Genomic DNA, 21,759 nt, shown 5'->3' on the forward strand with positions numbered 1-21,759 from the left:
CTTATGGAGAATTTTCTGTCAACCGTGCCCATAGGTGTGGGCATCCTTGTGCATGTGGTCCGGGTGCTCGAATTCCAGTGTTGAATGACGTATGTTGAATTCCTGCGCCAGAGCCTGTTTTATCCTGTATTTGATATTCTCAAGCTGATCCCATGCACTTTCCTCGATAATCACATGGGCCTCCAGCGAGGCATCGTGTTCGCCCATCTGCCAAAAATGCACATGGTGAAGGTCGATAACGCCTTCGATGTTGGAGAGGGCAACAATGACGGCATCGGTATCGATGTCCACCGGGCTACCCAGCATGAGTGTTCTGATGGTGCCGCCGATTTCTGTCAGGCCCAGGTAGAGAATATAGCCCGCGATACCGATGGTGATGGCAGGATCAACCCAGCGCATGTCGTAGAGCAAAATAAGAGTCCCGCCAATGACCACGGCGACCGACGCGAGTGCATCCGACAGATTGTGAAGAAACAGTGCACGGATATTGACGCTGTCTTTCTGCATCGAATAGGTGAGCAACGCTGTCAAGGCGTCCACAGCCAGAGCGATACCACCAAGCCAGACGACCCACCAGCCCTTTACCTCTGGAGGATCGATTATCCGCATGCCACCTTCGTAAACCAGGTAGATCCCGATAATGATCAAGGTAGTGTAGTTGATGAGAGCTGCAACGATTTCAATGCGTCCGTAGCCAAAGGTCATCCTTGCGTCAGCCTGGCGGCGCGCAATTTTTTGCGCCGCGAACGCGATGACGAGTGAGGCCATGTCAGAGAAGTTATGCAAGGCGTCTGCGATAAGGGCGAGACTGCCGGCAAAGATACCTCCCCCAATCTGAGCCAGGGTCAGGATCCCGTTCGCCCAGATGGCGATGGCAACGCGTTTATCCTTGGTCTCGGGGGGTATATGCACATGGTCGTGACTCATTGGGTTAACCTAGTTGGTGGCTATTTATAAAGAGGCATCTGCTGTATTCAGCTTACTCTGTGCCTGGTCGCCTGTACCTTGGCGACTTTGTGGATTTTGGGCCATTGGCTACTCATCCATTTTGACAGTTTTCAGGAGTTCCGCAAGGCTGTCTTCGGCCGCTTTTTTGTTCGGGAATGGCCCGATATTTTGACCTTCACGGGTTAAAAAATACCAGTCACTGTTGATGGCGTGGATGCGATGTGTTCGAAAGGGTGAGGCTTCTTTCAAGTCATCTATTCGTTGCTTGGGTGGATCGTTCATAGTCTTTCCAGGATATAAACCGCAATAAAAGAACATTGAAAAAATCATGGGGAGATTCCCCCCCCACGATGGAGTGTTGGTTAACTATCAGTGTCGTGATTAATGTCGCCTGTGGGCGTGGAGTTACTGGCACTTCTGCCATGCAACAGCGCATAGAGCACAGGGAGTACAAACAACGTCAACAGGGTGGACGAGATAATCCCGCCGATCACCACGGTCGCCAGAGGACGCTGTACTTCGGCACCGGTGCCGGTATTGAGTGCCATGGGTACAAAGCCGAGGCTTGCTACCAGGGCGGTCATCAATACCGGCCGTAAGCGGATCAGGGCGCCTTCGACAATGGCCTTCATCAGGTCACCCTGCTCGTGCCACAGATCGCGGATAAAGGCGATCATCACCAAGCCGTTTAACACCGCCACCCCGGAGAGGGCGATAAAGCCAACACCCGCCGAGATCGACAGGGGCATGTCTCGCAGCCACAGGGACAGAACCCCGCCGGTGAGGGCCAGTGGCACGCCGGTGAAGATGATCAAGGCATCTTTGAGGGAGCCGAAGGCCATCACCAAGAGTGCGAGGATGATGGCGAGGGTCACGGGCACCACGATGGCAAGCCGCTGACTGGCGGACTGCAGTTGCTCGAAGGTCCCGCCGTAATCCAGCCAGTATCCGGCGGGTAGGTCCACGTCGTCCGCAATGCGCGCCTGTGCTTCCTCGACAAATCCGCCCAGGTCGCGGTCCCGCACGTTGGCGGTGACCACCACCCGACGCTTGCCGTTTTCCCGGCTGATCTGGTTGGGCGCCGGAGCCAGCTCCAGCTCGGCCACTTCCGACAGGGGCACATAGCCACCGTCCGGCAGGGGGACAGGTAGGTCCGCGAGGCTGTCCACATCCCGGCGGATGTCTTCGGGAAGACGCACCACCAACTGGAAGCGGCGGTCGCCTTCGTAAATCAGGCCGGCGTTTTCGCCCCCGACACCGGCTGCCACCAGATCCTGGAGATCATCCACGGTCAGCCCGTAGCGGGATAGCGCCATGCGCTTGGGGTGTACCGACAGCATGGGCAGGCCGGTCACCTGTTCGACCCGGGCATCGGCGGCGCCCTCCATGGATTCCACAACCTCAAGGACGTCGTTGGCCGATGCCAGCAGCTGATCCAGGTCATCGCCGAACACCTTGATGCCGAGGTCGGCGCGCACGCCGGAGATCAGTTCGTTGAAGCGCATTTCTATGGGCTGGGTGAACTCATACTTGTTGCCGGGAAGCATTTCCACCGCTGCTGCCATTTCCGCCACCAGTTCATCCTTGGTTTTGTCTGGGTTCGGCCATTGGCTGCGGGGCTTCAAGATAACAAAGTTGTCCGCTACGCTGGGGGGCATGGGGTCGGTGGCCACTTCCGGCGTGCCGATCTTGGCGAACACCTTGTCCACCTCCCCAAAGGCCTTCAGCCGTTCTTCCAGCTGCGATTGCATCTCGATGGACTGCTCCAACCCGGTGCCCGGGATGCGCAGGGCATGGAGTGCAATATCCCCTTCATCCAGTTGTGGAATAAATTCCGACCCCAGGGTGGTCGCCAGCCAGAGACAGACCGCTACCAGCGTGGTCGCGCCGCCCAACACCAGCCAGCGGAACCTCATAGCCACCCGCAGCGCAGGCCTGTAGAGCGATTTAGCACCGCTGATTACCGGGCTTTCCTTTTCGCTGATCTTGCCCCCCATAAAGACCGCAACAGCGGCGGGCACCACGGTCAGTGACAGCACCATGGCCGCCAGCAGTGCCATTACGACAGTGGCCGCCATGGGGTGGAACATCTTGCCCTCGACCCCGGTGAGAGCAAAGATCGGCAGGTACACCACAGTAATGATGGCGACACCAAACAGGCTGGGACGAATCACTTCGTTGGTGGCCTCGAACACCAATTGCAGACGTTCCTTGAGGGCCAACTGACCCTGGTGCTGGGCCTGGGACAGGCGCCGGATACAGTTCTCGACGATGATGACCGCGCCGTCGACGATCAGGCCGAAATCCAGCGCCCCCAGACTCATCAAATTGGCGGATACGCCAGACCGCACCATACCGGTGATGGTGGCGAGCATCGAAAGCGGAATGACAGCTGCCGTGATCAAGGCGGCGCGCAGGTTGCCCAGCAACAGAAACAGCACCACGATCACCAGCAGTGCCCCTTCAAGCAGGTTCTTCTCCACCGTGGCAATCGCCTTGTCCACCAGGGCTGTGCGGTCGTATACCGCCTCCACCTTGACGCCGTCGGGCAGGGAGGGCTGAATGGCCTCCAGCTTTTCGGCCACCGCCTGTGCTACCGCCCGGGAATTTTCCCCCACCAGCATCATGGCGGTGCCCATCACCGTTTCCTTGCCGTCGCGGGTGGCGGCGCCGGTGCGCAGCTCCTTGCCAATGGCCACTTCAGCTACATCGGCTACCCGGACTGGCACACCATCCCGGTTGGCAATCACCACCTGTTCAATATCGCCAATGGTGGCCAGCTGCCCGGGCGAGCGCACCAACAGCTGTTGGCCGTTGCGTTCGATATAGCCGGCGCCGCGATTGGTGTTATTGGCCCGCAGGGTGCTGACCAGTTCATCCACCGTGATGCCGAACTCCAGCAACCGTTGGGGCGACGGCGTGACGTGGTACTGCTTGTCGTAGCCGCCAATGGTGTTGACCTCGATCACGCCGGGCACCTGGGCCAACTGGGGTTTGATGATCCAGTCCTGGATCTCACGCAGTGCCGTAGCGTCCAGCGGACTGCCATCCGCTTGAGTGGCACCGGGCAGGGCTTCTACGGTGTACATGAAGATCTCGCCAAGACCGGTGGCGATGGGACCCATCTCCGGCTCCAGCCCGGGTGGCAGCGCGCTCTTGATGGCGCCCAAGCGCTCATTGATCAGGTTGCGGGCGAAATAGATGTCCGTGCCTTCCTCGAACACCACCGTGACCTGGGACAGGCCGTAGCGGGACAGGGACCGGGTATAGGACAGGTTGGGCAGGCCGTACAAGGCCGTTTCCACCGGGAAGGTGATGCGTTGCTCTGCCTCCAGGGGCGAATAGCCCGGTGCCTCGGTGTTGATCTGTACCTGGACATTGGTGATATCCGGCACCGCGTCGATGGGCAGGCGCTGAAAACTCCACACGCCCACGCCGACCAGCACCAGAATAAGGGATAACGTTAAAAACCGCCGCTCTACCGAGAAGCGTAAGATGGCGTTTATCATCAAAGCCTCCTGGGTTAGTGGTCGTGGGATGCGCCGGATTTTTCGATATCGGCCTTGATCAAATAACTGTTTTCCACCACATAGCGATCGCCTGCTTGCAGGCCGCCCAGCACCTCAGTCAGGTTGCCGTCGCTGCGGCCCAGCTCCAGTGGGCGGATCTCGTAGGTGTCATCCACCTGAATAAACACCACGGTCCAGTCCCGGAAGGATTGCAGGGCGCGGTTGTCAACCACCAAGGGGGCCTCCACCGTTTCCACCACGATATCCCCGGCCACCAGCAAACCGGGGGTCAGCAGTCCCTCGGCATTGTCGACTTCGACCCGGGCCAGGGTGTAGGGCGCGTTGCCGGGTGCCGGCAGCAGGTGGCGGATGGTGCCTTCCCGGTCAATGCCGTCAGCCTTCAGTCGGACTTTCTGGCCAATGGCAACCTCGGCCCGTTGGCCGGGGAAGACCTTGAATTCCGCCCACAGAGTGGTCAAATCGGCAATGGCGAATAGGGGTTGCTCCCCGGTCATTTCTCCGTTGCTGATCCGACGCTCAATGACGATCCCGTCGATGGGCGCTCGCAGTGCGTAGGTTTGCAGGCTTTCGTTGGACTCGACTTGAGCGAGCACGTCACCACGCTCGACCCGATCGCCCAGATTGACCTTCACCTGGCTGACCACGCCCGGGAAACGGGCGCGGATCCGGGCAATCTGCTGCGGTGCCGTGGTCAGGCTGCCGTAGGTGGTGAGGCTGCGCTCGATGGCACTCGGCCCGGCTGCGGCCGTTGTGATACCCGCTTTTCGGGCGATAGCCGGGGCGATCCGGGTGCGACCTTCGTGGGATTCCCAGTGCCAGCGGTAGTTCTTGCCGTCCATGGCGAGGCTCACTTCTACGTCGAAGGAGTGGGGTTCGGTCACCACGCCATCCCCCAGCCAGTAGTCCCCCTGGTAGGCGAAGTCGAAGGTGTCCACTTGCCCACCCAGGCGGGTGAGCTGGACATTGAGGTCAATATCATCAGTAACGGCGCGGCCATCCCTGGTGACCCAGGCCCGGTATTCCGGTGGGACCCCCTGCTCGAAGATCTGCAGTTCGACGGTGGCGTCGTTCTGTTGCAGCAGTATGCCGCCGTGAGGCCCCCTGGCCTCTGCCTGCGATTCGTCGTGTTGTTCCTCGGCAGCTTGTAAGGGGCTGATGGCAAGGCAGGTGGCCACCAGAATCAGACAGAGTTGTTTTATCAGTTGCATGGTGTGAATCCTGAATTTGTGGGTTAGCGCGTCGGGGCGCCCGGAACAGTCGCGAGTGGCTGCGCCGTAAGTTGTTCGATCAACGCCTGGTTGAGCAGCGCCGTGGTGGCGGCGTCGACCAGTGCCTCCCGTGCTGAGAGCAGCTCCCGCTGTGCGGCGGTCCACTCCACATAGCTGTAGCGGCCGTTTTCATAGGCTTCGCGGGTCTGAGTGAGTGCCTCGGTCAGGTCGGGAAGCATTTGGCTGCGAATCTGCTCAACAGTCTCGATGCTTTGTTGCCGCAAGTGGTAGGCGTCGAACAGGCGCGAATGGAGGCGCAGCAGGGTATCCTCCCGGCGGAATCGGACCTCATCCCGCGCCGCCAGGGCGGCCTGCACCTCGCCGCGATTGCGCCGTCCGGAAAAGAGCGGTACCGAGAGCCCAGCGGTCAAGGCCGTATCATCCGTCTCTTCGAAGCGCCGGATGCCGACCTGCCAACGGATGTCGCTCTCGGACTGGCTGCGCGCCAGCTGAATTTCCGCTTCGCGGATACGCTGTTCGCTGGCGTAGATTTGAATGGCCGGGCTGTCGCTGACCCGCTGGTACAGAGCAACGAAGTTGTCGGAGGAACCGAACTGGAACAGGTCGCCTTCCAGCATTTGAAAGTCCGGGCTGGTATCACCCCACAGGGAAGCCAGAGCCATTTTCCGGCTCTCGTAGGCGGCTCGCAGATGGGACTGCTCAATACGACTCTGGGTGAGCGCGGCCCTGGCGCGCAGGACTTCGGCCTGGGGCGCCGCGCCGCGGTCGGCGCGACGGGTGACGATCTCGTGGGTGGCCTCGGCCAGCGCCACGGCTTCAGCGGCGAGTTGGAGTTTTTCCTGCAGGGCCAGGGTGGCGACAAAGCGCTGGGTCACCTGTCCGAGCACATCCAGGGTCTCGGCCCGGCGCTCGGCCTCGACGCGCCCGTATCGTGAGTCAACCACGCTGACGCGGGCCTGACGCTTGCCGCCAAGTTCGAGAACCGATGACAGGGATAGGGTGTACTCTGCCCCGTCAACTCCTCGCAGATTGTCGCTGCCGAGGAAGTTTTCCACTTCCAGGCCGGCCTCCAGGGCAGGATTTTGATCTGCCGTAATGCGGCGGCCATCAAGGCCCTGAAGGCGAAAATCGAAGACCTGGAGGCCGGGGTTTTGCGCCATGGTCCGCGAGAGGGCCTCGGACAGAGTGAGCGGTTTCTCCCCGGCGTGTGCCAGGGCAGCACCGAATGCCAGCGCTAGAAGGGAAAAGGCATGGATAATAGAGTGGGACGGCATTGCGCGCCGCCCAGTTTTCATGGGCATTCTGAAAAGCATGAGGCTGCTCCTACGAAAGTCTAAATGACAGTTGTTCCCCGGGTGGGGAAGGTATTCGCAGGGTCAGGAAACGGGAGGGCGGAAAAGGGAGGATTGAACCCCGGTGGTGAAGTTGGCTTGGTAGTCGGACTGTACTATTCCCGCAGCCAAGCCGGAAATGTCTGTGAGGGTTCCCAGCAACACCATGTGAAAGCAGCTGTGGCTGTGATGGCCATGGTCCGCTGAATGACTGGGGCTGTCGGGAGACGACTTGGTTGCCTGATTTTCGCTGGAAAAATCCGCTGATTCGTGTGAATGCTCATCATAATGTGGCATTGCGGGGTTGTGCGGTTGTGCTTCATAGGCAATAGATGCCACTGACTGCAAAGCAATCAACAGCGTCATTGCGACTATGAAACAGCGTTTAATCATGCAAGTGGTCCCGGAATTTGATCGTGAGCCTAGCAGAAAGGCAACCACATAGAAAGGACTGGACTCCCATGGCGTTACGTGTGTCCGTAGTGCGCTGCCCTGAGTGGCGGGCGATTGCACCGACCAACCGCAGTTCGTCTATGTGGCTGCCGCCGGGGGCAGCCGGGCCGGGATCAATATGGCCGGCGGCGACGCTATGCTCGATCTTCGCGCCATGCCGGCGGTCATGGCGATGCGGGCCAATATGACCGTGCAGAAATTGGCTGAAGAGCTGTTTCCCTACCGGACCACAGTGGAAGGGCTCAAGCACTGCGCCCAGACTTTTACCAAGGACGTGACTCAATTGTCCTGTTGTGCCGGGTAAGGCTGCGTTCCCGGCTCAGTCGGAATGCCTGATCAGGTGCGGCAGCCAGCGCAGATACGCGACCATACCGAACAACTCGACCAGGGATTGGAAAACAATGACAACGACAGCGGCCCGCCAGGGTTCCGGCAGTGACAGGGCCAGTGGCAGCATAACGAAGGAGTTTCGGGTGCCAAAGCTGAAGGTGAGGGTGCAGCTGGTAGTGGGTGTGAACCCGAATAGTTCGCTGAGCCCCTTGCCGATAATGGCGGCGGCAACCAGGTAAAGTACAAAGACTAGGAGCGCGGACCACAGCAGGGCGCCATTGTCGATCACCAGGCTGACCTGGGAGCCGGCAATCAGAAACACCACCAGCGCCAGCAATGGCACGGGCAGACACCCAAGCCAGTCCACCAGTGTTTGCGCTCGCTGGTGCTTTTCCGTCAGCCGTTCGGTTAACCAGGCCAGGATCAGCGGAGTGACAATCAGTCCGAAGAAGGCTGGCAACAAGTGGCTGCCAACCGCCAGTTCAATGGCGATATTGCCCATGAAGAGCCAGATGTAAACGGGCAGCAAAATGAGCTGGACAATCAGGAGGATCGGCGCGGCCGCGATGGCCCGGGCACCGTCCCCGCCACCGAGATGGGTAAAACTGATAAACCAGTCCGTACAGGGTACCAGCAGTACCAGCAGCACGCTGAGACGAATAGCGGGATCATCCGGTAACAGCCACAATAGAAGACCAACGACCACTGGTATCAGAATAAAATTGCCCGTCAGCAAAGCGGCCAGAAAGCGGCGATCACGAAATGCCGACCTGAGATGTATCAGTGGTACCTGAGTGAAAGTGGTGTACAGGAGAACGCCCAGTGCGGGCCAAAGCAGCGCTTCCCAATGACGGGTCTGCTCTGATGACATCCAGCCGATGGTCATGCCGGCCAGGATGGCTAGGAGATAAAGCCAGACTTGATATCGCTCCAATTGTTCGCGCATTTAAGGCTGTTCCCGCTGTTTTTTCGAGGGCACGATAGTATCATTGGGGCGCAATGAACTCCCGACACTTGCCCTGAGCATTTCGGCAGGCTTCGAGGGGGACTGAAATCTCTTTAGGTTGGGTCGGGAGAGATACGGTAAAATGGTTAGCGTCAGCGTTATACCTTTTTTCTGACAGTAGCGGGGATGGGCGTCTCCACAGGGTTGGTGGCTTTTTACCCGGTTTGGCTGGTTCTGACCCTGTTGAGAGGAGCTGCCAGTAAAAAATGAAATTATTTTTAAGGAATTTCTGAGCATGGTATTTATCATGGTGTTACCGATTATCAGTATAATAAGCCGTTGAAAATAAAAGACAAAAATGGCTTATTGATAATAGAGTGGGAATAAGCGGCCGGGAGCTGTTTGACGGTGACGACAGCTGCTGAGGATGAGTTCTGGATGACCCGGGCACTGGCCCTGGCCAGCCAGGCGGATGCTGCCGGTGAGGTGCCGGTAGGAGCCGTGGTTGTGCTTGACGGCAAGGAAGTGGGTGCGGGCTTCAATGCACCGATTTCCGGCTGTGACCCCACGGCCCATGCGGAAATCCGGGCGTTACGGGATGCGGCGGCCCGGGTGGGCAATTATCGATTGGCCGGTGCCACCTTGTACGTCACCCTGGAGCCCTGCACCATGTGTGTCGGTGCGATCGTTCACAGCCGTGTTAGCCGGTTGGTATTTGGTGCCCTTGAGCCCAAGGCCGGAGCGGTGGAATCCGCCAGACGAACCCTGGAAGAGCCGCACCTGAACTGGCGGGTAGAGGTTTCCGCTGGGGTGTTGGCAGAGCAATGCGGCCAGGTGATATCTGAATTTTTCAGCCGGCGTCGCCGTGAAATCCGGCAACGTCGCAAACAACACTCAGGGAAGGGGAGCAAAACTCCATGAAAGTACTGGTAACGGGTGGTGCCGGGTACATTGGCAGTCATGTTGTGCGTCAGTTGGCGGCCGCGGGCCACGACATTGTCGTGTTCGACAATCTGTCCACCGGCTATCGCTGGGCCGTGACCGCCGGCGAGTTGGTGGTGGGTGATCTCGCCGATGAGCAGGCGCTTGAAGCGGTGTTCTCCGAGCACAGATTTGAGGCGGTGCTGCATTTTGCCGCCAATATTGTGGTGCCGGAATCGGTTGCCAATCCGCTCAAGTATTACAGCAATAACACCCGTAACACCCTGAATCTTCTGAAGGCGGTTGAACGCCATCAGGTTCCCTACATGGTGTTCTCCTCCACCGCGGCGGTTTACGGAATGCCCGAGCAAACCGTACTGACGGAAGACCTGCCGCTGGCTCCCATCAACCCCTACGGCGCCTCGAAAATGATGAGCGAGCGCATGATAATGGACCTCGCCGCCGCCAGCAGTCTGAATTACGTCATCCTGCGCTATTTCAATGTGGCCGGCGCCAATTCGGACGGCTTGTTGGGGCAGGCAACGCCGGAGGCAACGCACCTGATCAAGGTAGCCTGCGAGTGCGTGACCGGGCAGCGAGACGGCATGAGTGTGTTTGGCACCGACTACGAGACTCGTGACGGTACCTGTATCCGTGACTACATCCACGTGGAAGATCTGGCCAAGGCCCATGTTATGGCGCTGGATTATATGGCCAAAGGTGGCGAGTCCCAGGTACTCAATTGCGGTTATGGCCGTGGTTTCACCGTGCGTGAAGTGATCGATGTGGTGAAAGCCGAGTCCGGCGTTGATTTCCCGGTACAGGAAACCGAACGCCGAGCCGGCGACCCGGCCGCGCTGATGGCCGATAATACACGGATCAAGAGCGTGCTGGGCTGGCAGCCGGATTACGACGATCTGAATACCATTGTGCGGACCGCGCTGGCCTGGGAAAAGATCTGGCAGCAAAAGAAAGCAGGCCACTGACAGTTTTCATTCTAAATTTTCAGGAAGAGTTGCATGAAGATTACGATTTTCGGAACCGGTTATGTCGGCCTTGTGACCGGCGCCTGTCTGGCGGATGTCGGGCACCACGTGCTGTGCATGGATGTGGACCAGGGCAAGATCGAAAAACTGAAGAACGGCCAGATTCCTATTTACGAGCCAGGCCTGGACAACATCGTCAAGCACACCGTTGAGGCAGGTCGCCTGGCATTTACCACGGACACCGAGGAAGCGGTCAAGCACGGTACCCTTCAGTTTATCGCCGTTGGCACGCCACCGGATGAAGATGGTTCTGCGGACCTTCAGTATGTTCTGGCAGTGGCGAAATCCATTGGGCAGCACATGGAGGATTACAAGGTGGTGGTGGACAAGTCCACCGTACCGGTCGGGACTGGCGACAAAGTAAAGGCGGCGGTTCGTGCCCAGCTGGACAAGCGGGGGCTGGAACTGGATTTTGATGTGGTGTCCAATCCGGAATTCCTGAAAGAAGGCGCTGCCATCAACGATTTCATGAAGCCGGACCGGATTGTGGTTGGCACCGAGAGCGAAAAGGCGGCAGATCTGTTGCGGGAAGTGTACTACCCGTTCAACCGCAACCACGATCGCATGATCTTCATGGACATTCGTTCTGCGGAGCTGACCAAGTACGCCGCTAACGCCATGCTTGCCACCAAGATCAGCTTCATGAACGAAGTGGCCAACCTGGCCGAGCGCCTGGGCGCGGATATCGAGGAAGTGCGCCGCGGTATCGGTTCCGACCCCCGTATCGGCTACCACTTTATCTATCCCGGCTGCGGCTACGGCGGCTCCTGCTTCCCGAAAGACGTCCAGGCCCTGGCCCGCACCGCCCGAGACTGTGATTACGACTCGAAACTGCTGAATGCGGTCGAGGCGGTGAACTACGCCCAGAAGCACGTGCTGTTCGACAAGATCAGCCATTACTTCCAGGGCGACCTGAAGGGCAAGGTCATCGCCTTGTGGGGCCTGGCTTTCAAACCGAACACCGACGACATGCGTGAGGCCTCGGCCCGCACCCTGATGGAAGACCTCTGGAAGGCTGGTGCTACCGTTCAGGCCTTTGACCCGGAAGCCATGGAAGAAACCCAGCGTATCTACGGTGACCAGGAAGGCCTGACCCTGTGCGGTACCAAAGAGCAGGCCCTGAAAGGCGCCGATGCCCTGGCCATCTGCACCGAGTGGAAAGAATTCCGTTCCCCGGATTTCGACGTGGTGACCAACACCCTCAAGCATCCGGTGGTCTTTGATGGTCGCAACCTGTACGAGCCGGAAATGCTCGAGCGCTATGGTTTGATCTACTACGCCATCGGCCGCGGCCGTAACCAGTTCCATTCGGCGCTCTGAGTCGGCGGAGGGCAGGTGATGTTCCAGCTACACGAACGTCTTGCGGCAGACACCCATAACCTGGGGCGCAGCCGCCTGTGCGAAATCCTGCTGATGAACGACCGCACCTGGCCCTGGATTATCCTGGTGCCGGCGGTGCCGGATATTCGGGAGATCTACCAGCTCGGCAAAGAGCAGCAGCAGCGTTTGCTGGAAGAATCGTCGACCCTGAGCCAGGGCATGATGGAGATCTTCGGTGGCGACAAGATGAACGTGGCGGCGCTGGGCAACATGGTGCCGCAGCTTCACCTGCACCTCATCGTGCGCTTTGAAGGCGACCCGGCCTGGCCGGGCCCGGTATGGGGTAAGCAGCCGCCGGTTCCCTACGAGGACGGCGAACTGGAACAGATCAAGGCAAAACTCAAGCCGCTGTTCCAGCAACTGGCCTGAGTACTCTTTGGTATTACTCCCGGCCCTGCTGCCACTGCGCCAGGGTCTGGGAACCTACCAGAATCATCCGAAGCTCCGTCTTCAGCTTGGCTTTCAGCTCCTCCCTCTCCTTCGGCGTGGCATCCAGCGCTTCCGCGCCCTGATTGAACACCAGGGTAACCATGGACTCCGCCACCAGGCGGGCATCCGCCAGCGGCTTGTTCTGCTCCTCGGCAAACCGGCGCAAATCATCGGCCAGCTCCGTCACGAAGTGATCAATCTCCGCCTTCACCGCCGTCCGGAACGGCTTCGACACCCCGGTACGCTCCCGCAGCATCAGACGGAATAGATTGGCATTATTGCCCAGATACTCCATAAACGTATCCACCGACGTAGAAATAGCACTGCCGTCCCGCACAATCCGCTTGCGGGCCTGCCGCATCAGCTGCCGCAGCGCCACACCGCCTTCGTCCACCAATGCCAGCCCCAGCTCATCCAGCTCGGCAAAGTGCCGGTAAAACGACGTCGGCGCAATCCCGGCCTCCCGGGCAACCTCCCGCAAACTGAGACTACCAAAGCCCCGATCCGCGCTCAGCTGTGCCAGGGCCGCGTCCATCAGCGCCCGCCGGGTTTTCTGTTTCTGTTCCGCTCTGGTGGCCAACTTACAACTCCATCCGCCGGTCAAACCATGCATTCTAGCCGCCGGTTTTTTGATAGTCACCTTTACGCCCGATTTGCGGTGCCTGACGCCTGATTTTCAATCCCAATATGTTTATAATGAGCGGCTTTCATTTGTGCCGGCCCAACATCTTTGAGGTCGGGAACACAATAGCGTCAGGTGGGGGAAAGGCCTTCCGAAAATTTGCGGAGCCATGGATGGCGGAGCAGAAGCGCACAGGGATGTCTCGAGCGTTTTTCGGAAGGCCTTTCCCCCACCTGATGCGGGCGCCGATCGCCCAGAATTCAAAGTCAAACGTACACATTAAACGTAACGGGAACCGATATGCGCAGCCATTATTGCGGTGGGATTAACGAATCTCACATCGATCAGGAAGTCACACTCTGCGGATGGGTACACCGCCGCCGTGACCACGGTGGGGTCATCTTTCTGGATCTGCGAGATCGGGATGGCATGTCTCAGGTTGTGGTCGATCCGGACACCCCTGAAAGTTTTGCTCTGGCGGAGAAAGTCCGCAGCGAATTTGTTATCAAGGTGACCGGCCGCGTTCGTCGTCGCCCCGCGGGTACCGAGAACAACAACATGCCCACTGGCCAGGTCGAGCTGTTGGGCAAAGAGCTGGTCATTCTGAACGCAGCCGCCACCCCGCCGTTCCCGCTGGATGAGCACGTCGACGTGGGCGAGGATGTTCGCCTGCGGTACCGTTTCGTAGATCTGCGTCGCCCGGAGATGATCAACCGTCTGCGGTTCCGTTCCCGTGTGACCAGTTACATCCGGAACTTCCTGGACAGCCGCGGATTCATGGATGTGGAAACCCCGATCCTGACCCGTGCCACCCCGGAAGGTGCCCGTGACTACCTGGTACCGAGCCGTACCCACGAAGGTTCCTTCTTCGCTCTGCCACAGTCGCCGCAGCTGTTCAAACAGTTGCTGATGGTGTCTGGTGTAGATCGCTACTACCAGATTGCCAAGTGTTTCCGCGATGAAGATCTGCGTGCCGATCGTCAGCCCGAGTTTACCCAGGTGGACATCGAGGCTTCTTTCATTGATGAAGAAACCCTGATGGGCCTGAACGAGGAAATGATTCGTTCCCTGTTCAAGGATGTGCTGGATGTTGAGCTGCCGGAGTTTCCGCGCATGCCGTATTCTGAAGCCATGCAGCGTTACGGCAGCGACAAGCCGGACCTTCGTATCCCTCTGGAACTTCAGGATGTGGGTGATCTGGTGGAAAGCGTGGACTTCAAGGTGTTCGCTGGTCCCGCCAAAGATCCGAAAGGCCGTGTCGCCGCCCTTCGCGTGCCCAAGGGTGCCGAGCTGACCCGTAAACAGATTGATGACTACACCAGGTTTGTTGGTATCTACGGTGCCAAGGGCCTGGCCTACATCAAGGTAAACGAACTGGCCAAGGGTGCCGAAGGCCTGCAGTCGCCAATCGTGAAATTCCTGGGTGACGACGTTGCGCTGGCCATCATGGAGCGCGTAGGTGCGGAAGATGGCGATATCGTCTTCTTCGGCGCTGATAAGGCTACCGTCGTGAATGAAGCCCTGGGCGCCCTGCGTATCAAGGTAGGACACGACCTCAATATGCTTACCTGCGAGTGGGCACCAATGTGGGTTGTAGACTTCCCGATGTTCGAGGAGCTGCCGGATGGCAATCTGACCGCCATTCACCACCCGTTCACGGCGCCGTCCTGCAGTCCGGAAGATCTGGCAGCAGACCCGGCGAACGCCTTGTCCCGTGCCTATGACATGGTGCTCAATGGTACCGAGCTGGGCGGTGGTTCTATCCGTATCCACGACGAGAAAATGCAGGAAGCGGTGTTCCGTATCCTGGGTATCGGAGAGGAAGAGGCTCGTGCCAAGTTTGGCTTCCTGCTGGATGCCCTGAAATTTGGTTGCCCGCCTCACGGTGGTCTGGCCTTTGGTCTGGATCGTCTGGTGATGCTGATGACCGGTTCTTCGTCAATCCGCGACGTCATCGCTTTCCCGAAAACCCAGAGCGCCACCTGTCTGATGACTCAGGCGCCAGGCGAGGTAGACGAGAAGCAGCTTAAGGAGCTGCATATTCGTCTGCGCCGTTCTGCTAAAGCCGTTGAAGGCAACAAGGCAGAAAATAAAGAGTAAAGGCACGATGCCGGAGGTGGCGCGCCATCTCCGGCACGGCCAGACTCTCTCACTTCCGAGGGCAGGCGGATGGCAATCATCCTGGGGGTAGACCCCGGCTCCCGCATCACCGGTTACGGTCTTATTCGTTCTGAAGGCCGGCTTCTTGAGTACCTCGACAGTGGCTGCATCCGAGTAGGTGAAAAGCCAATGGCGGAGAGGCTGCAGACTATTTTCCACAGTCTCGCCGTGCTGATTGGCGAATATCGCCCGGAGGAGTTCGCTATTGAGCAGGTGTTCATGGCGCGCAACCCTGACTCGGCCCTGAAGCTCGGTCAGGCAAGGGGAGCTGCAATCGTCAGTGCCGCCAACAGCGGCCTGGCAGTTCATGAGTATTCTGCCCGGCAGGTGAAGCAGGCGGTGGTGGGTACTGGTGGAGCGGATAAATCCCAGGTGCAGCACATGGTGCAGGCGCTTCTGGGGCTGTCCCGAAAACCACAGGCGGATGCCGCCGATGCCCTGGCCATTGCCCTCTGCCATGCCCATATGAACCAGAGTGTATTACGTATGGCCAGGACCGGAGGTAAGGTCAGAAGCGGCCGCGTACGCCAACCATAAGCGGCGGTTTGCCGCGACAGGAGAGCCCGTTTGATTGGTCGAATCCGAGGAATGCTGATTGAAAAGTCTCCCGGGCAGGCGCTGGTGGAATGTTCCGGCCTGGGTTACGAAATTGACATTCCCTACACCACGTTTTTTCATCTGCCCGAGACCGGGCAGGAAGTGACCCTTCATACCCATTTCGCCGTTCGTGAAGACGCCCAGAGCCTTTATGGTTTTGCCTCCCGTCTGGATCGAAATCTGTTCCGGCTGCTGATCAAGGTTAACGGTGTTGGCCCCAAACTTGCCGTGGGCATTCTGTCGGGCCTGGATGCTCAGCAATTCATCCGCTGTGTCGAGGCTCGGGACGCGAATTCGCTGGTGAAACTGCCCGGTGTCGGCAAAAAAACGGCCGAGAGGCTGTTGATTGAAATGGCCGACAGGATAGGGCAGCTGGAAGGGCAGTTCGTCCCGTCCCAGCCCGATGTGCCGACTGGAGCCGGGGCGGCTATGGCGAGTCAGGCTGGACCTGACCCACGTGAGGAGGCGGAGGCCGCATTGATTGCGCTTGGCTACAAGCCCCAGGAGGCGGCCAAGGCGATCAGCAAGGTGGCCGGCCCGGATATGAACAGCGAAACGCTGATACGTCTGGCCCTGAAGAATATGATTCCCGCCGGGTAACAACCCGGCGTTTTTGTGTCGGCTATGGCCACAGAACCATGACACCAATGTGTATAGAGCGTAACGTGACTCACAAGCGCCCCTTTGTACAATTGGTGCAACCTGACTTACAGGGTGAGCCAGCGGGCATGTTGTTTATTCCCAGCAAGCGGATAATGCCATGATTGAATCGGACCGATTGATATCGGCCAAGGCCGGAGAATATGAGGAAGTGCATGATCGGGCCATCCGTCCGACGTTGCTTTCCGAGTATGTGGGCCAGCCTACGGTACGCGAACAGATGGAGATTTTTATCTCCGCTGCCCGGGGGCGCCAGGAAGCGCTGGATCATGTGCTGATTTTCGGCCCTCCCGGGCTTGGTAAAACCACTCTGGCCAACATCATTGCCAATGAGATGGGTGTCTCGATCAAGACGACGTCCGGCCCGGTACTGGAAAAGGCCGGAGACCTGGCTGCCATGCTCACCAACCTCGAGGAAGGTGACGTCCTGTTTATCGACGAGATCCATCGCCTGAGTGCGGCGGTGGAGGAAGTGCTCTATCCGGCCATGGAAGACTATCAGCTGGATATCATGATTGGTGAAGGGCCGGCTGCACGGTCTATCAAGCTGGATCTGCCGCCGTTTACGCTGGTTGGGGCAACCACTCGTGCTGGTCTGCTGACGTCGCCACTGAGAGACCGGTTCGGCATTGTCCAGCGCCTGGAGTTCTACAATCACCAGGACCTCACCCATATTATTACCCGTTCGGCCCGGCTGTCGTCGGTGGAAATCGACGAGGCTGGGGCGTTCGAGATTGCCCGCCGGTCCCGGGGAACCCCGAGGATTGCCAACCGGCTGCTGCGCCGGGTCAGGGATTTTGCCGAAGTGCGCTCCAATGGCCATATCACGGCGGATATTGCCGACCAGGCACTGAACATGCTGAAGGTGGACAGCCAGGGCTTCGACCACATGGACCGTCGCCTGTTGCTGGCCATGATCGAGAAATTTGATGGTGGCCCGGTGGGTGTGGAGAGTCTGGCGGCCGCAATCAGTGAGGAGCGGGGTACCATTGAGGACGTACTGGAGCCGTTCCTGATTCAGCAGGGGTACATGGTGCGTACACCGAGAGGGCGTATGGTAACGTCGAATGCCTACCAGCATTTCGGAGTGGTGCCGCCCAGATCCGGCCGGGAGGACGACCTGTTTGAGTGATCCCTCTGCCAGCTTTGAATTGCCGGTTCGGGTCTACATAGAAGATACAGATGCCGGTGGCATTGTTTTTCATGCCAAATACCTGCACTACATGGAGCGTGCCAGAACGGAGTGGGTCCGTAGCCAGGGTGTCGGGCTTCGTGCGGGGCTGGAGCACAACATCAGCTACGTGGTGCAAAAGATGAATCTGCACTTCCGGATGCCCGCGAAGCTGGATGATCAGTTGCTGGTTACGGCTGAGCTGAAAGCGGCATCTCGGGTCTGGATGGGCTTTCGGCAATGCGTGTATCGGGCGGATGATCGGCAGTTGCTGTGTGATGCAGACGTCCGTGTGGCCTGTGTTGCACTGGATACCGGTAAACCCCGGCGTCTTCCGGAAAATATGCAGGAAATTCTTAAGAATTTCGTATAATTTGTTGAAAGATTTACAAAACTACTTGGGAGTGAACAGTGGAAACGGAACTGTCAGTCTGGCATCTGATTGCGAATGCAGGGATTTTGGTGCAGTTGGTCATGCTCTTGCTGATGCTGGCATCGGTCGTCTCCTGGGCACTGATTTTCCAGCGCCTGCAGGTCTTCCGGAAAGCCCGTCAGGCTCAACTGGAATTTGAGGACCGGTTCTGGTCCGGAATGGATCTGGGCCAGCTCTACAAAGAAGTGAGTGCGGAGCCAACGCCGTTTTCTGGTATGGAGTCTGTTTTCCGGGCAGGGTTCAAAGAGTTCTCCCGCCTTCGTCAGCAGAGCCGAGATGCCGACGCCGTGATGGAAGGTACCCAAAGAGCCATGCGCGTGGCTTTTTCCCGGGAGCAGGAGCGCCTGGAAACCCATCTGCCGTTCCTGGCGACGGTCGGTTCCACCAGTCCCTACGTTGGCCTGTTCGGTACCGTGTGGGGCATCATGAACTCCTTCCGCGGGCTGGCCCAGGTGCAGCAAGCCACGCTGGCCACGGTGGCGCCGGGTATCTCTGAGGCGTTGATTGCCACGGCGATGGGCCTGTTCGCGGCCATCCCTGCGGTCATTGCCTATAACCGGTTCTCGGCCATGTCAGACGCCTTGCTGAAGAACTATGAAACCTTTGCGGAAGAGTTTTCCAGCATTCTGCATCGCCGGGTCCACAACAGCGATCAGGCCGCAGCATAAGTTGCCATCTGGCGGTAACAGGAGTATAGCGAGATGAAAGGTATGGGAATGATGCCTCAGCAACGGCGCAAGCCGATGTCTGAGATCAACGTAGTCCCCTACATCGATGTGATGCTGGTGCTTCTGGTGATCTTCATGGTGACGGCACCGATGCTCACCCAGGGCGTGAAGGTGGATCTGCCGGAGACAACCTCCGATCCGATTCAGCAGGACAAAGACGTGGAATCCATCACCGTATCTGTGGATAGCAATGGGGCCTACTACCTGGAAGTGGGTGACGACGCCAGCGAGCCGATGGCGCTGGACGAGGTGCGCAACCAGGTGGCAAAGATTCTGTCCCAACGGAGCAACGGTGAAGTGCTCGTCCGGGGCGATGAGTACGTGGACTACGGTGTGGTGGTGCGCCTGATGGCTGAGCTTCAGGCTGCCGGGGCCACCGGGATTGGCCTGATTACCGACGCGCCCAATGATAATCAGTAATTGGAAGATGGTGACATTTTGAAGGGCCACAAGCGGGACATCGTCAGTACCGGAAAAGCACCTCTGAAATCGCCGGTGGCGGTCTCGGTAGGGCTGCACCTGCTGGTGTTCGGTATTGCTCTGGCCGGGTGGTCGTGGAATACGCCGCCTGAACCGGAGCCCAGAAGTATTTCGGCCCGGCTGATCAGTCCTGAACCAAGGCCGACACCGGTGGTGGAGGAGCGGGACCAGGCAGACAAGGAGCAGGAGCGCAAGCAGGCGCAGGCGCGTGAGCGGGAAGAAGCCGAGCGCCAACGTCAGGCCGAAGAGAAGGCTCGACAGGAGGCGGAACGGAAGGCTCAGGAAGAAGCCCGTAAGCGCGAGGAAGAGCGCCGTCGGCAAGAGGCTCAGGCGCGGGAGTTGGCAGAGAAGCAGGCCAGAGAACGTGAAGCGGCGCGCCAGAAAGCGGAAGCCGAAGCCAAAGAGCGGGAACGGCAGAAAGCTGAGGAAGAGCGCAAGCGGCAAGAAGAAGCTAAACGCCGGGCCGAGGAAGAAAAACACCGCCAGGAAGAGCAGCGAAAGAAAGAAGAGGCTGAACGCCAGCGCCGCGAAGAGGAAGCTCGCAAAGAGGCGGAGCGGAAACGTCTTGAGGCTGAGAGGCGCCTGCGTGAACAGCAGCTGGAAGCGCTGGCGGATCAGGCCAGGCAAGAGCGTGAAGCGGAAGCCCGCCGCCAGCAGGAAGCCGCGGCAGCACGTGCCAGAGAAGCACAGATGCTGAGCGAGAGTGAGAAATACCAGGCGTTGATTCGCGAGCGGTTAAGCCAGGCGTGGTATCCGCCGTCCTCAGCGACTGAAAACATGACGGCGAGGTTGCAGATCACCCTGTTGCCCACCGGTGAACTGGCCAGTGTGAAGTTGGTCAGTAGCAGTGGCAACACTGCGTTTGATAACTCGGCCCTGAGTGCGGTCCGATCATTGAACCGCTATCCCATTCCGGATAATCGTGACACGTTTGAGCGTTATTTCCGCCAGTTCACGATTGAATTCAACCCGCAAAGACTGCGGTGAGGTTGATAATGTTTATGAAAAGCAGATCCCGTTGCTCTGGTAGCTTTCTGAAGACACCGGTTATTGCCTGCCTGGTGCTGTTTTTGACGGCATCCCTGGGCGCCCGGGCGGAACTGTTGATCCGTATTACTGAAGGTGCGGGGTCGGCCATTCCGATTGCCGTTGTACCGTTCGCAGAGAGTGGCAGTATGCCCGCCGGGGACAAGGTGGGCAGTATCGTGCAGGCAGATCTGACCATGAGTGGTGAGTTTCGTCCGCTAGAACCATCAAAAATGCTGAGCCTTCCCTCTGAGCGCTCCGAGGTGTATTTCCGGGACTGGCGCATGCTGGGGCAGCGCTATGTGCTGGTGGGGCAACTGACCCGCAATGGTGATCGGATTCAGGCCCGCTACGAGTTGTTTGATGTTAACCAGGAGAAGCGGATTCTTGGTGAAACGGCGGCAGTTCCTGCCTCTAACCTGCGGTCGCTGGGCCACCACATCAGTGACCGGGTGTATGAGGCTATTACCGGAGCTCCCGGTGTATTCTCCACCAAGCTGGCTTACATCACCGTGTCTGGTGAGGGCGAGCAGACCCGTTACCGGCTTCAGGTCAGCGATGTGGATGGTAAGCGCTCCAAAGTCCGGTTGGAAAGCCGGGAGCCGATTCTGTCACCGGCCTGGTCGCCGGATGGAAAGAAACTGGCCTATGTTTCCTTTGAGACGGGCAAGCCGGTTATTTTTGTCCACGAACTGGCTACCGGTGAGCGCCAGAAGGTCGCAGACTTCCCGGGGCTGAACTCGGCACCGGCCTGGTCGGCCGATGGCCGTTCGCTGTTGATGACGCTTTCCCGTGACGGTAACGCCGAGATTTACCGAATGGACCTTGCCAGCCGCAATCTGACGCGGTTGACCGACCATTGGGCGATTGATACCGAAGCCGCATGGGACCATGCCGACCGGGGTATCTACTTTACCTCTGATCGCTCCGGCGGGCCGCAGATCTATCATATGGAACGTCCGGGTGCTGAACCGCGTCGAATTACCTTTGGCAGTCGCTACAACGCAAGGCCGCGACCGAGCCCCACGGGTGACTATGTCTATTACGTTCATCAGCGCGACAGTGCCTTCCATATCGCCAGAACCAATCTGGAGACCGGTGAAGAGACGGTTATCACCCGAACCGGTTCCGACGAATCACCCAGTGTGGCTCCCAATGGCAGGTTGCTGATCTACGCAACCCGTCAGAATGGGGAAGGCGTACTGACCGTGGTATCCGCAGACGGAGGTGCGGCGTATAGCCTGCCGGCCTCCGAGGGCGAAGTGCGGGAGCCGGCCTGGGGGCCGGTTACCCGCTGAAAATGCACTGAACTGAATTAATTCAACGAAGACCTGAAAAG

Annotated in this window: 21 protein-coding genes and 1 pseudogene; 14 read left to right on the forward strand and 8 right to left on the reverse strand. The window is 58.7% G+C overall.

Annotated features, from left to right (window positions below; genetic code table 11):
- Window positions 1–18: 18 nt before the first annotated feature.
- The 6 genes from QPL98_RS01615 to QPL98_RS01640 all read right to left on the reverse strand — a co-directional run bounded on the left by QPL98_RS01615 (window position 19) and on the right by QPL98_RS01640 (window position 7,431).
- Complete coding sequence (locus QPL98_RS01615; protein ID WP_042924023.1) at window positions 19–927, reverse strand: cation diffusion facilitator family transporter; 909 nt, start codon at window positions 925–927, stop codon at window positions 19–21.
- A 108-nt stretch (window positions 928–1,035) separates the two neighbouring features.
- Entirely contained in the window at window positions 1,036–1,230 is a 195-nt protein-coding gene (locus tag QPL98_RS01620; RefSeq protein WP_044629833.1) for a DUF6316 family protein, read from the reverse strand.
- Between the two features lie 80 nt (window positions 1,231–1,310).
- Complete coding sequence (locus QPL98_RS01625) at window positions 1,311–4,457, reverse strand: efflux RND transporter permease subunit (RefSeq protein ID WP_044629832.1); 3,147 nt, start codon at window positions 4,455–4,457, stop codon at window positions 1,311–1,313.
- A gap of 14 nt (window positions 4,458–4,471) precedes the next feature.
- The gene (locus QPL98_RS01630; protein ID WP_009575228.1) at window positions 4,472–5,686 is read right to left on the reverse strand and encodes an efflux RND transporter periplasmic adaptor subunit; all 1,215 of its coding nucleotides are present in this window, start codon (window positions 5,684–5,686) and stop codon (window positions 4,472–4,474) included.
- 23 nt (window positions 5,687–5,709) lie between these two features.
- Entirely contained in the window at window positions 5,710–6,981 is a 1,272-nt protein-coding gene (locus QPL98_RS01635; protein ID WP_227548807.1) for a TolC family protein, read from the reverse strand.
- Window positions 6,982–7,083: 102 nt separating this feature from the next.
- Window positions 7,084–7,431, reverse strand: coding sequence for a hypothetical protein (locus QPL98_RS01640; RefSeq protein ID WP_153740020.1), 348 nt, complete (start codon window positions 7,429–7,431; stop codon window positions 7,084–7,086).
- Window positions 7,432–7,537: 106 nt separating this feature from the next.
- Between QPL98_RS01640 and QPL98_RS01645 the strand changes: the two are divergent.
- Window positions 7,538–7,795 (forward strand): annotated as a pseudogene (locus QPL98_RS01645) (mercuric reductase); the annotation flags it as partial.
- A 15-nt stretch (window positions 7,796–7,810) separates the two neighbouring features.
- On the opposite strand, the gene QPL98_RS01650 reads toward QPL98_RS01645, so the two are convergent.
- A complete protein-coding gene (locus QPL98_RS01650; protein WP_153740019.1) occupies window positions 7,811–8,767 on the reverse strand; it encodes an arsenic resistance protein in 957 nt (318 codons plus the stop codon).
- Between the two features lie 408 nt (window positions 8,768–9,175).
- On the opposite strand from QPL98_RS01650, the gene tadA reads away from it, so the two are divergent.
- From tadA to QPL98_RS01670, 4 genes are read left to right on the forward strand one after another with little or no spacing between them, the layout of a single operon-like run.
- On the forward strand, window positions 9,176–9,688 hold the full coding sequence (gene tadA, locus QPL98_RS01655; RefSeq protein ID WP_153740018.1) for a tRNA adenosine(34) deaminase TadA: 513 nt from the start codon (window positions 9,176–9,178) through the stop codon (window positions 9,686–9,688).
- The gene (gene galE / locus QPL98_RS01660) at window positions 9,685–10,674 is read left to right on the forward strand and encodes a UDP-glucose 4-epimerase GalE (RefSeq protein ID WP_153740017.1); all 990 of its coding nucleotides are present in this window, start codon (window positions 9,685–9,687) and stop codon (window positions 10,672–10,674) included. Before tadA ends, galE begins: the two co-directional genes overlap by 4 nt.
- A 33-nt stretch (window positions 10,675–10,707) precedes the next feature.
- Window positions 10,708–12,054 (forward strand): UDP-glucose/GDP-mannose dehydrogenase family protein, encoded by a 1,347-nt coding sequence (locus tag QPL98_RS01665; protein ID WP_303292491.1) that lies wholly within the window; start codon window positions 10,708–10,710, stop codon window positions 12,052–12,054.
- 18 nt (window positions 12,055–12,072) lie between these two features.
- Window positions 12,073–12,483 carry an HIT domain-containing protein gene (locus QPL98_RS01670; protein WP_303292492.1) on the forward strand — a complete coding sequence of 137 codons (411 nt, stop codon included), beginning with the start codon at window positions 12,073–12,075 and terminating at the stop codon, window positions 12,481–12,483.
- 13 nt (window positions 12,484–12,496) lie between these two features.
- Here QPL98_RS01670 and fabR read toward each other — a convergent pair whose 3' ends face one another.
- Window positions 12,497–13,123 carry an HTH-type transcriptional repressor FabR gene (gene fabR, locus QPL98_RS01675; RefSeq protein WP_022989112.1) on the reverse strand — a complete coding sequence of 209 codons (627 nt, stop codon included), beginning with the start codon at window positions 13,121–13,123 and terminating at the stop codon, window positions 12,497–12,499.
- Between the two features lie 342 nt (window positions 13,124–13,465).
- On the opposite strand from fabR, the gene aspS reads away from it, so the two are divergent.
- The 9 genes from aspS (at window position 13,466) to tolB (ending at window position 21,718) form a co-directional block, all read left to right on the forward strand.
- The gene (gene aspS / locus QPL98_RS01680; protein WP_303292493.1) at window positions 13,466–15,265 is read left to right on the forward strand and encodes an aspartate--tRNA ligase; all 1,800 of its coding nucleotides are present in this window, start codon (window positions 13,466–13,468) and stop codon (window positions 15,263–15,265) included.
- Between the two features lie 69 nt (window positions 15,266–15,334).
- Entirely contained in the window at window positions 15,335–15,862 is a 528-nt protein-coding gene (ruvC, locus tag QPL98_RS01685) for a crossover junction endodeoxyribonuclease RuvC (protein ID WP_011785189.1), read from the forward strand.
- 30 nt (window positions 15,863–15,892) lie between these two features.
- Complete coding sequence (gene ruvA / locus QPL98_RS01690; protein ID WP_014421260.1) at window positions 15,893–16,522, forward strand: Holliday junction branch migration protein RuvA; 630 nt, start codon at window positions 15,893–15,895, stop codon at window positions 16,520–16,522.
- A 160-nt stretch (window positions 16,523–16,682) separates the two neighbouring features.
- Window positions 16,683–17,714 (forward strand): Holliday junction branch migration DNA helicase RuvB, encoded by a 1,032-nt coding sequence (ruvB, locus tag QPL98_RS01695; RefSeq protein WP_011785187.1) that lies wholly within the window; start codon window positions 16,683–16,685, stop codon window positions 17,712–17,714.
- Window positions 17,707–18,126, forward strand: a complete 420-nt coding sequence (ybgC, locus tag QPL98_RS01700; protein WP_011785186.1) for a tol-pal system-associated acyl-CoA thioesterase — start codon at window positions 17,707–17,709, stop codon at window positions 18,124–18,126. The genes ruvB and ybgC overlap by 8 nt, the downstream gene beginning before the upstream one ends.
- A gap of 38 nt (window positions 18,127–18,164) precedes the next feature.
- On the forward strand, window positions 18,165–18,854 hold the full coding sequence (gene tolQ / locus QPL98_RS01705; protein WP_011785185.1) for a protein TolQ: 690 nt from the start codon (window positions 18,165–18,167) through the stop codon (window positions 18,852–18,854).
- Between the two features lie 33 nt (window positions 18,855–18,887).
- Window positions 18,888–19,334 carry a protein TolR gene (tolR, locus tag QPL98_RS01710; RefSeq protein ID WP_011785184.1) on the forward strand — a complete coding sequence of 149 codons (447 nt, stop codon included), beginning with the start codon at window positions 18,888–18,890 and terminating at the stop codon, window positions 19,332–19,334.
- Window positions 19,335–19,409: 75 nt separating this feature from the next.
- Window positions 19,410–20,381: a cell envelope integrity protein TolA gene (tolA, locus tag QPL98_RS01715; RefSeq protein WP_303292739.1), complete on the forward strand. Its 972-nt coding sequence runs from the start codon at window positions 19,410–19,412 to the stop codon at window positions 20,379–20,381.
- A gap of 14 nt (window positions 20,382–20,395) precedes the next feature.
- On the forward strand, window positions 20,396–21,718 hold the full coding sequence (gene tolB / locus QPL98_RS01720; RefSeq protein ID WP_051995584.1) for a Tol-Pal system beta propeller repeat protein TolB: 1,323 nt from the start codon (window positions 20,396–20,398) through the stop codon (window positions 21,716–21,718).
- Window positions 21,719–21,759 lie beyond the last annotated feature (41 nt).

The organism is Marinobacter sp. ST-43 (genome assembly GCF_030541085.1).
Classification (GTDB): Bacteria; Pseudomonadota; Gammaproteobacteria; order Pseudomonadales; family Oleiphilaceae; genus Marinobacter; species Marinobacter nauticus.

Bases quoted from the DNA above. Each gene is read 5' to 3' on its own strand.
- QPL98_RS01615 (WP_042924023.1), bottom strand. From the start codon at position 927: ATGAGTCACGACCATGTGCATATACCCCCCGAGACCAAGGATAAACGC.
- QPL98_RS01620 (WP_044629833.1), bottom strand. From the start codon at position 1,230: ATGAACGATCCACCCAAGCAACGAATAGATGACTTGAAAGAAGCCTCA.
- QPL98_RS01625 (WP_044629832.1), bottom strand. From the start codon at position 4,457: ATGATAAACGCCATCTTACGCTTCTCGGTAGAGCGGCGGTTTTTAACG.
- QPL98_RS01630 (WP_009575228.1), bottom strand. From the start codon at position 5,686: ATGCAACTGATAAAACAACTCTGTCTGATTCTGGTGGCCACCTGCCTT.
- QPL98_RS01635 (WP_227548807.1), bottom strand. From the start codon at position 6,981: ATGCCGTCCCACTCTATTATCCATGCCTTTTCCCTTCTAGCGCTGGCA.
- QPL98_RS01640 (WP_153740020.1), bottom strand. From the start codon at position 7,431: ATGATTAAACGCTGTTTCATAGTCGCAATGACGCTGTTGATTGCTTTG.
- QPL98_RS01650 (WP_153740019.1), bottom strand. From the start codon at position 8,767: ATGCGCGAACAATTGGAGCGATATCAAGTCTGGCTTTATCTCCTAGCC.
- galE (WP_153740017.1), top strand. From the start codon at position 9,685: ATGAAAGTACTGGTAACGGGTGGTGCCGGGTACATTGGCAGTCATGTT.
- QPL98_RS01665 (WP_303292491.1), top strand. From the start codon at position 10,708: ATGAAGATTACGATTTTCGGAACCGGTTATGTCGGCCTTGTGACCGGC.
- QPL98_RS01670 (WP_303292492.1), top strand. From the start codon at position 12,073: ATGTTCCAGCTACACGAACGTCTTGCGGCAGACACCCATAACCTGGGG.
- aspS (WP_303292493.1), top strand. From the start codon at position 13,466: ATGCGCAGCCATTATTGCGGTGGGATTAACGAATCTCACATCGATCAG.
- ruvC (WP_011785189.1), top strand. From the start codon at position 15,335: ATGGCAATCATCCTGGGGGTAGACCCCGGCTCCCGCATCACCGGTTAC.
- ruvB (WP_011785187.1), top strand. From the start codon at position 16,683: ATGATTGAATCGGACCGATTGATATCGGCCAAGGCCGGAGAATATGAG.
- tolR (WP_011785184.1), top strand. From the start codon at position 18,888: ATGAAAGGTATGGGAATGATGCCTCAGCAACGGCGCAAGCCGATGTCT.
- tolB (WP_051995584.1), top strand. From the start codon at position 20,396: ATGAAAAGCAGATCCCGTTGCTCTGGTAGCTTTCTGAAGACACCGGTT.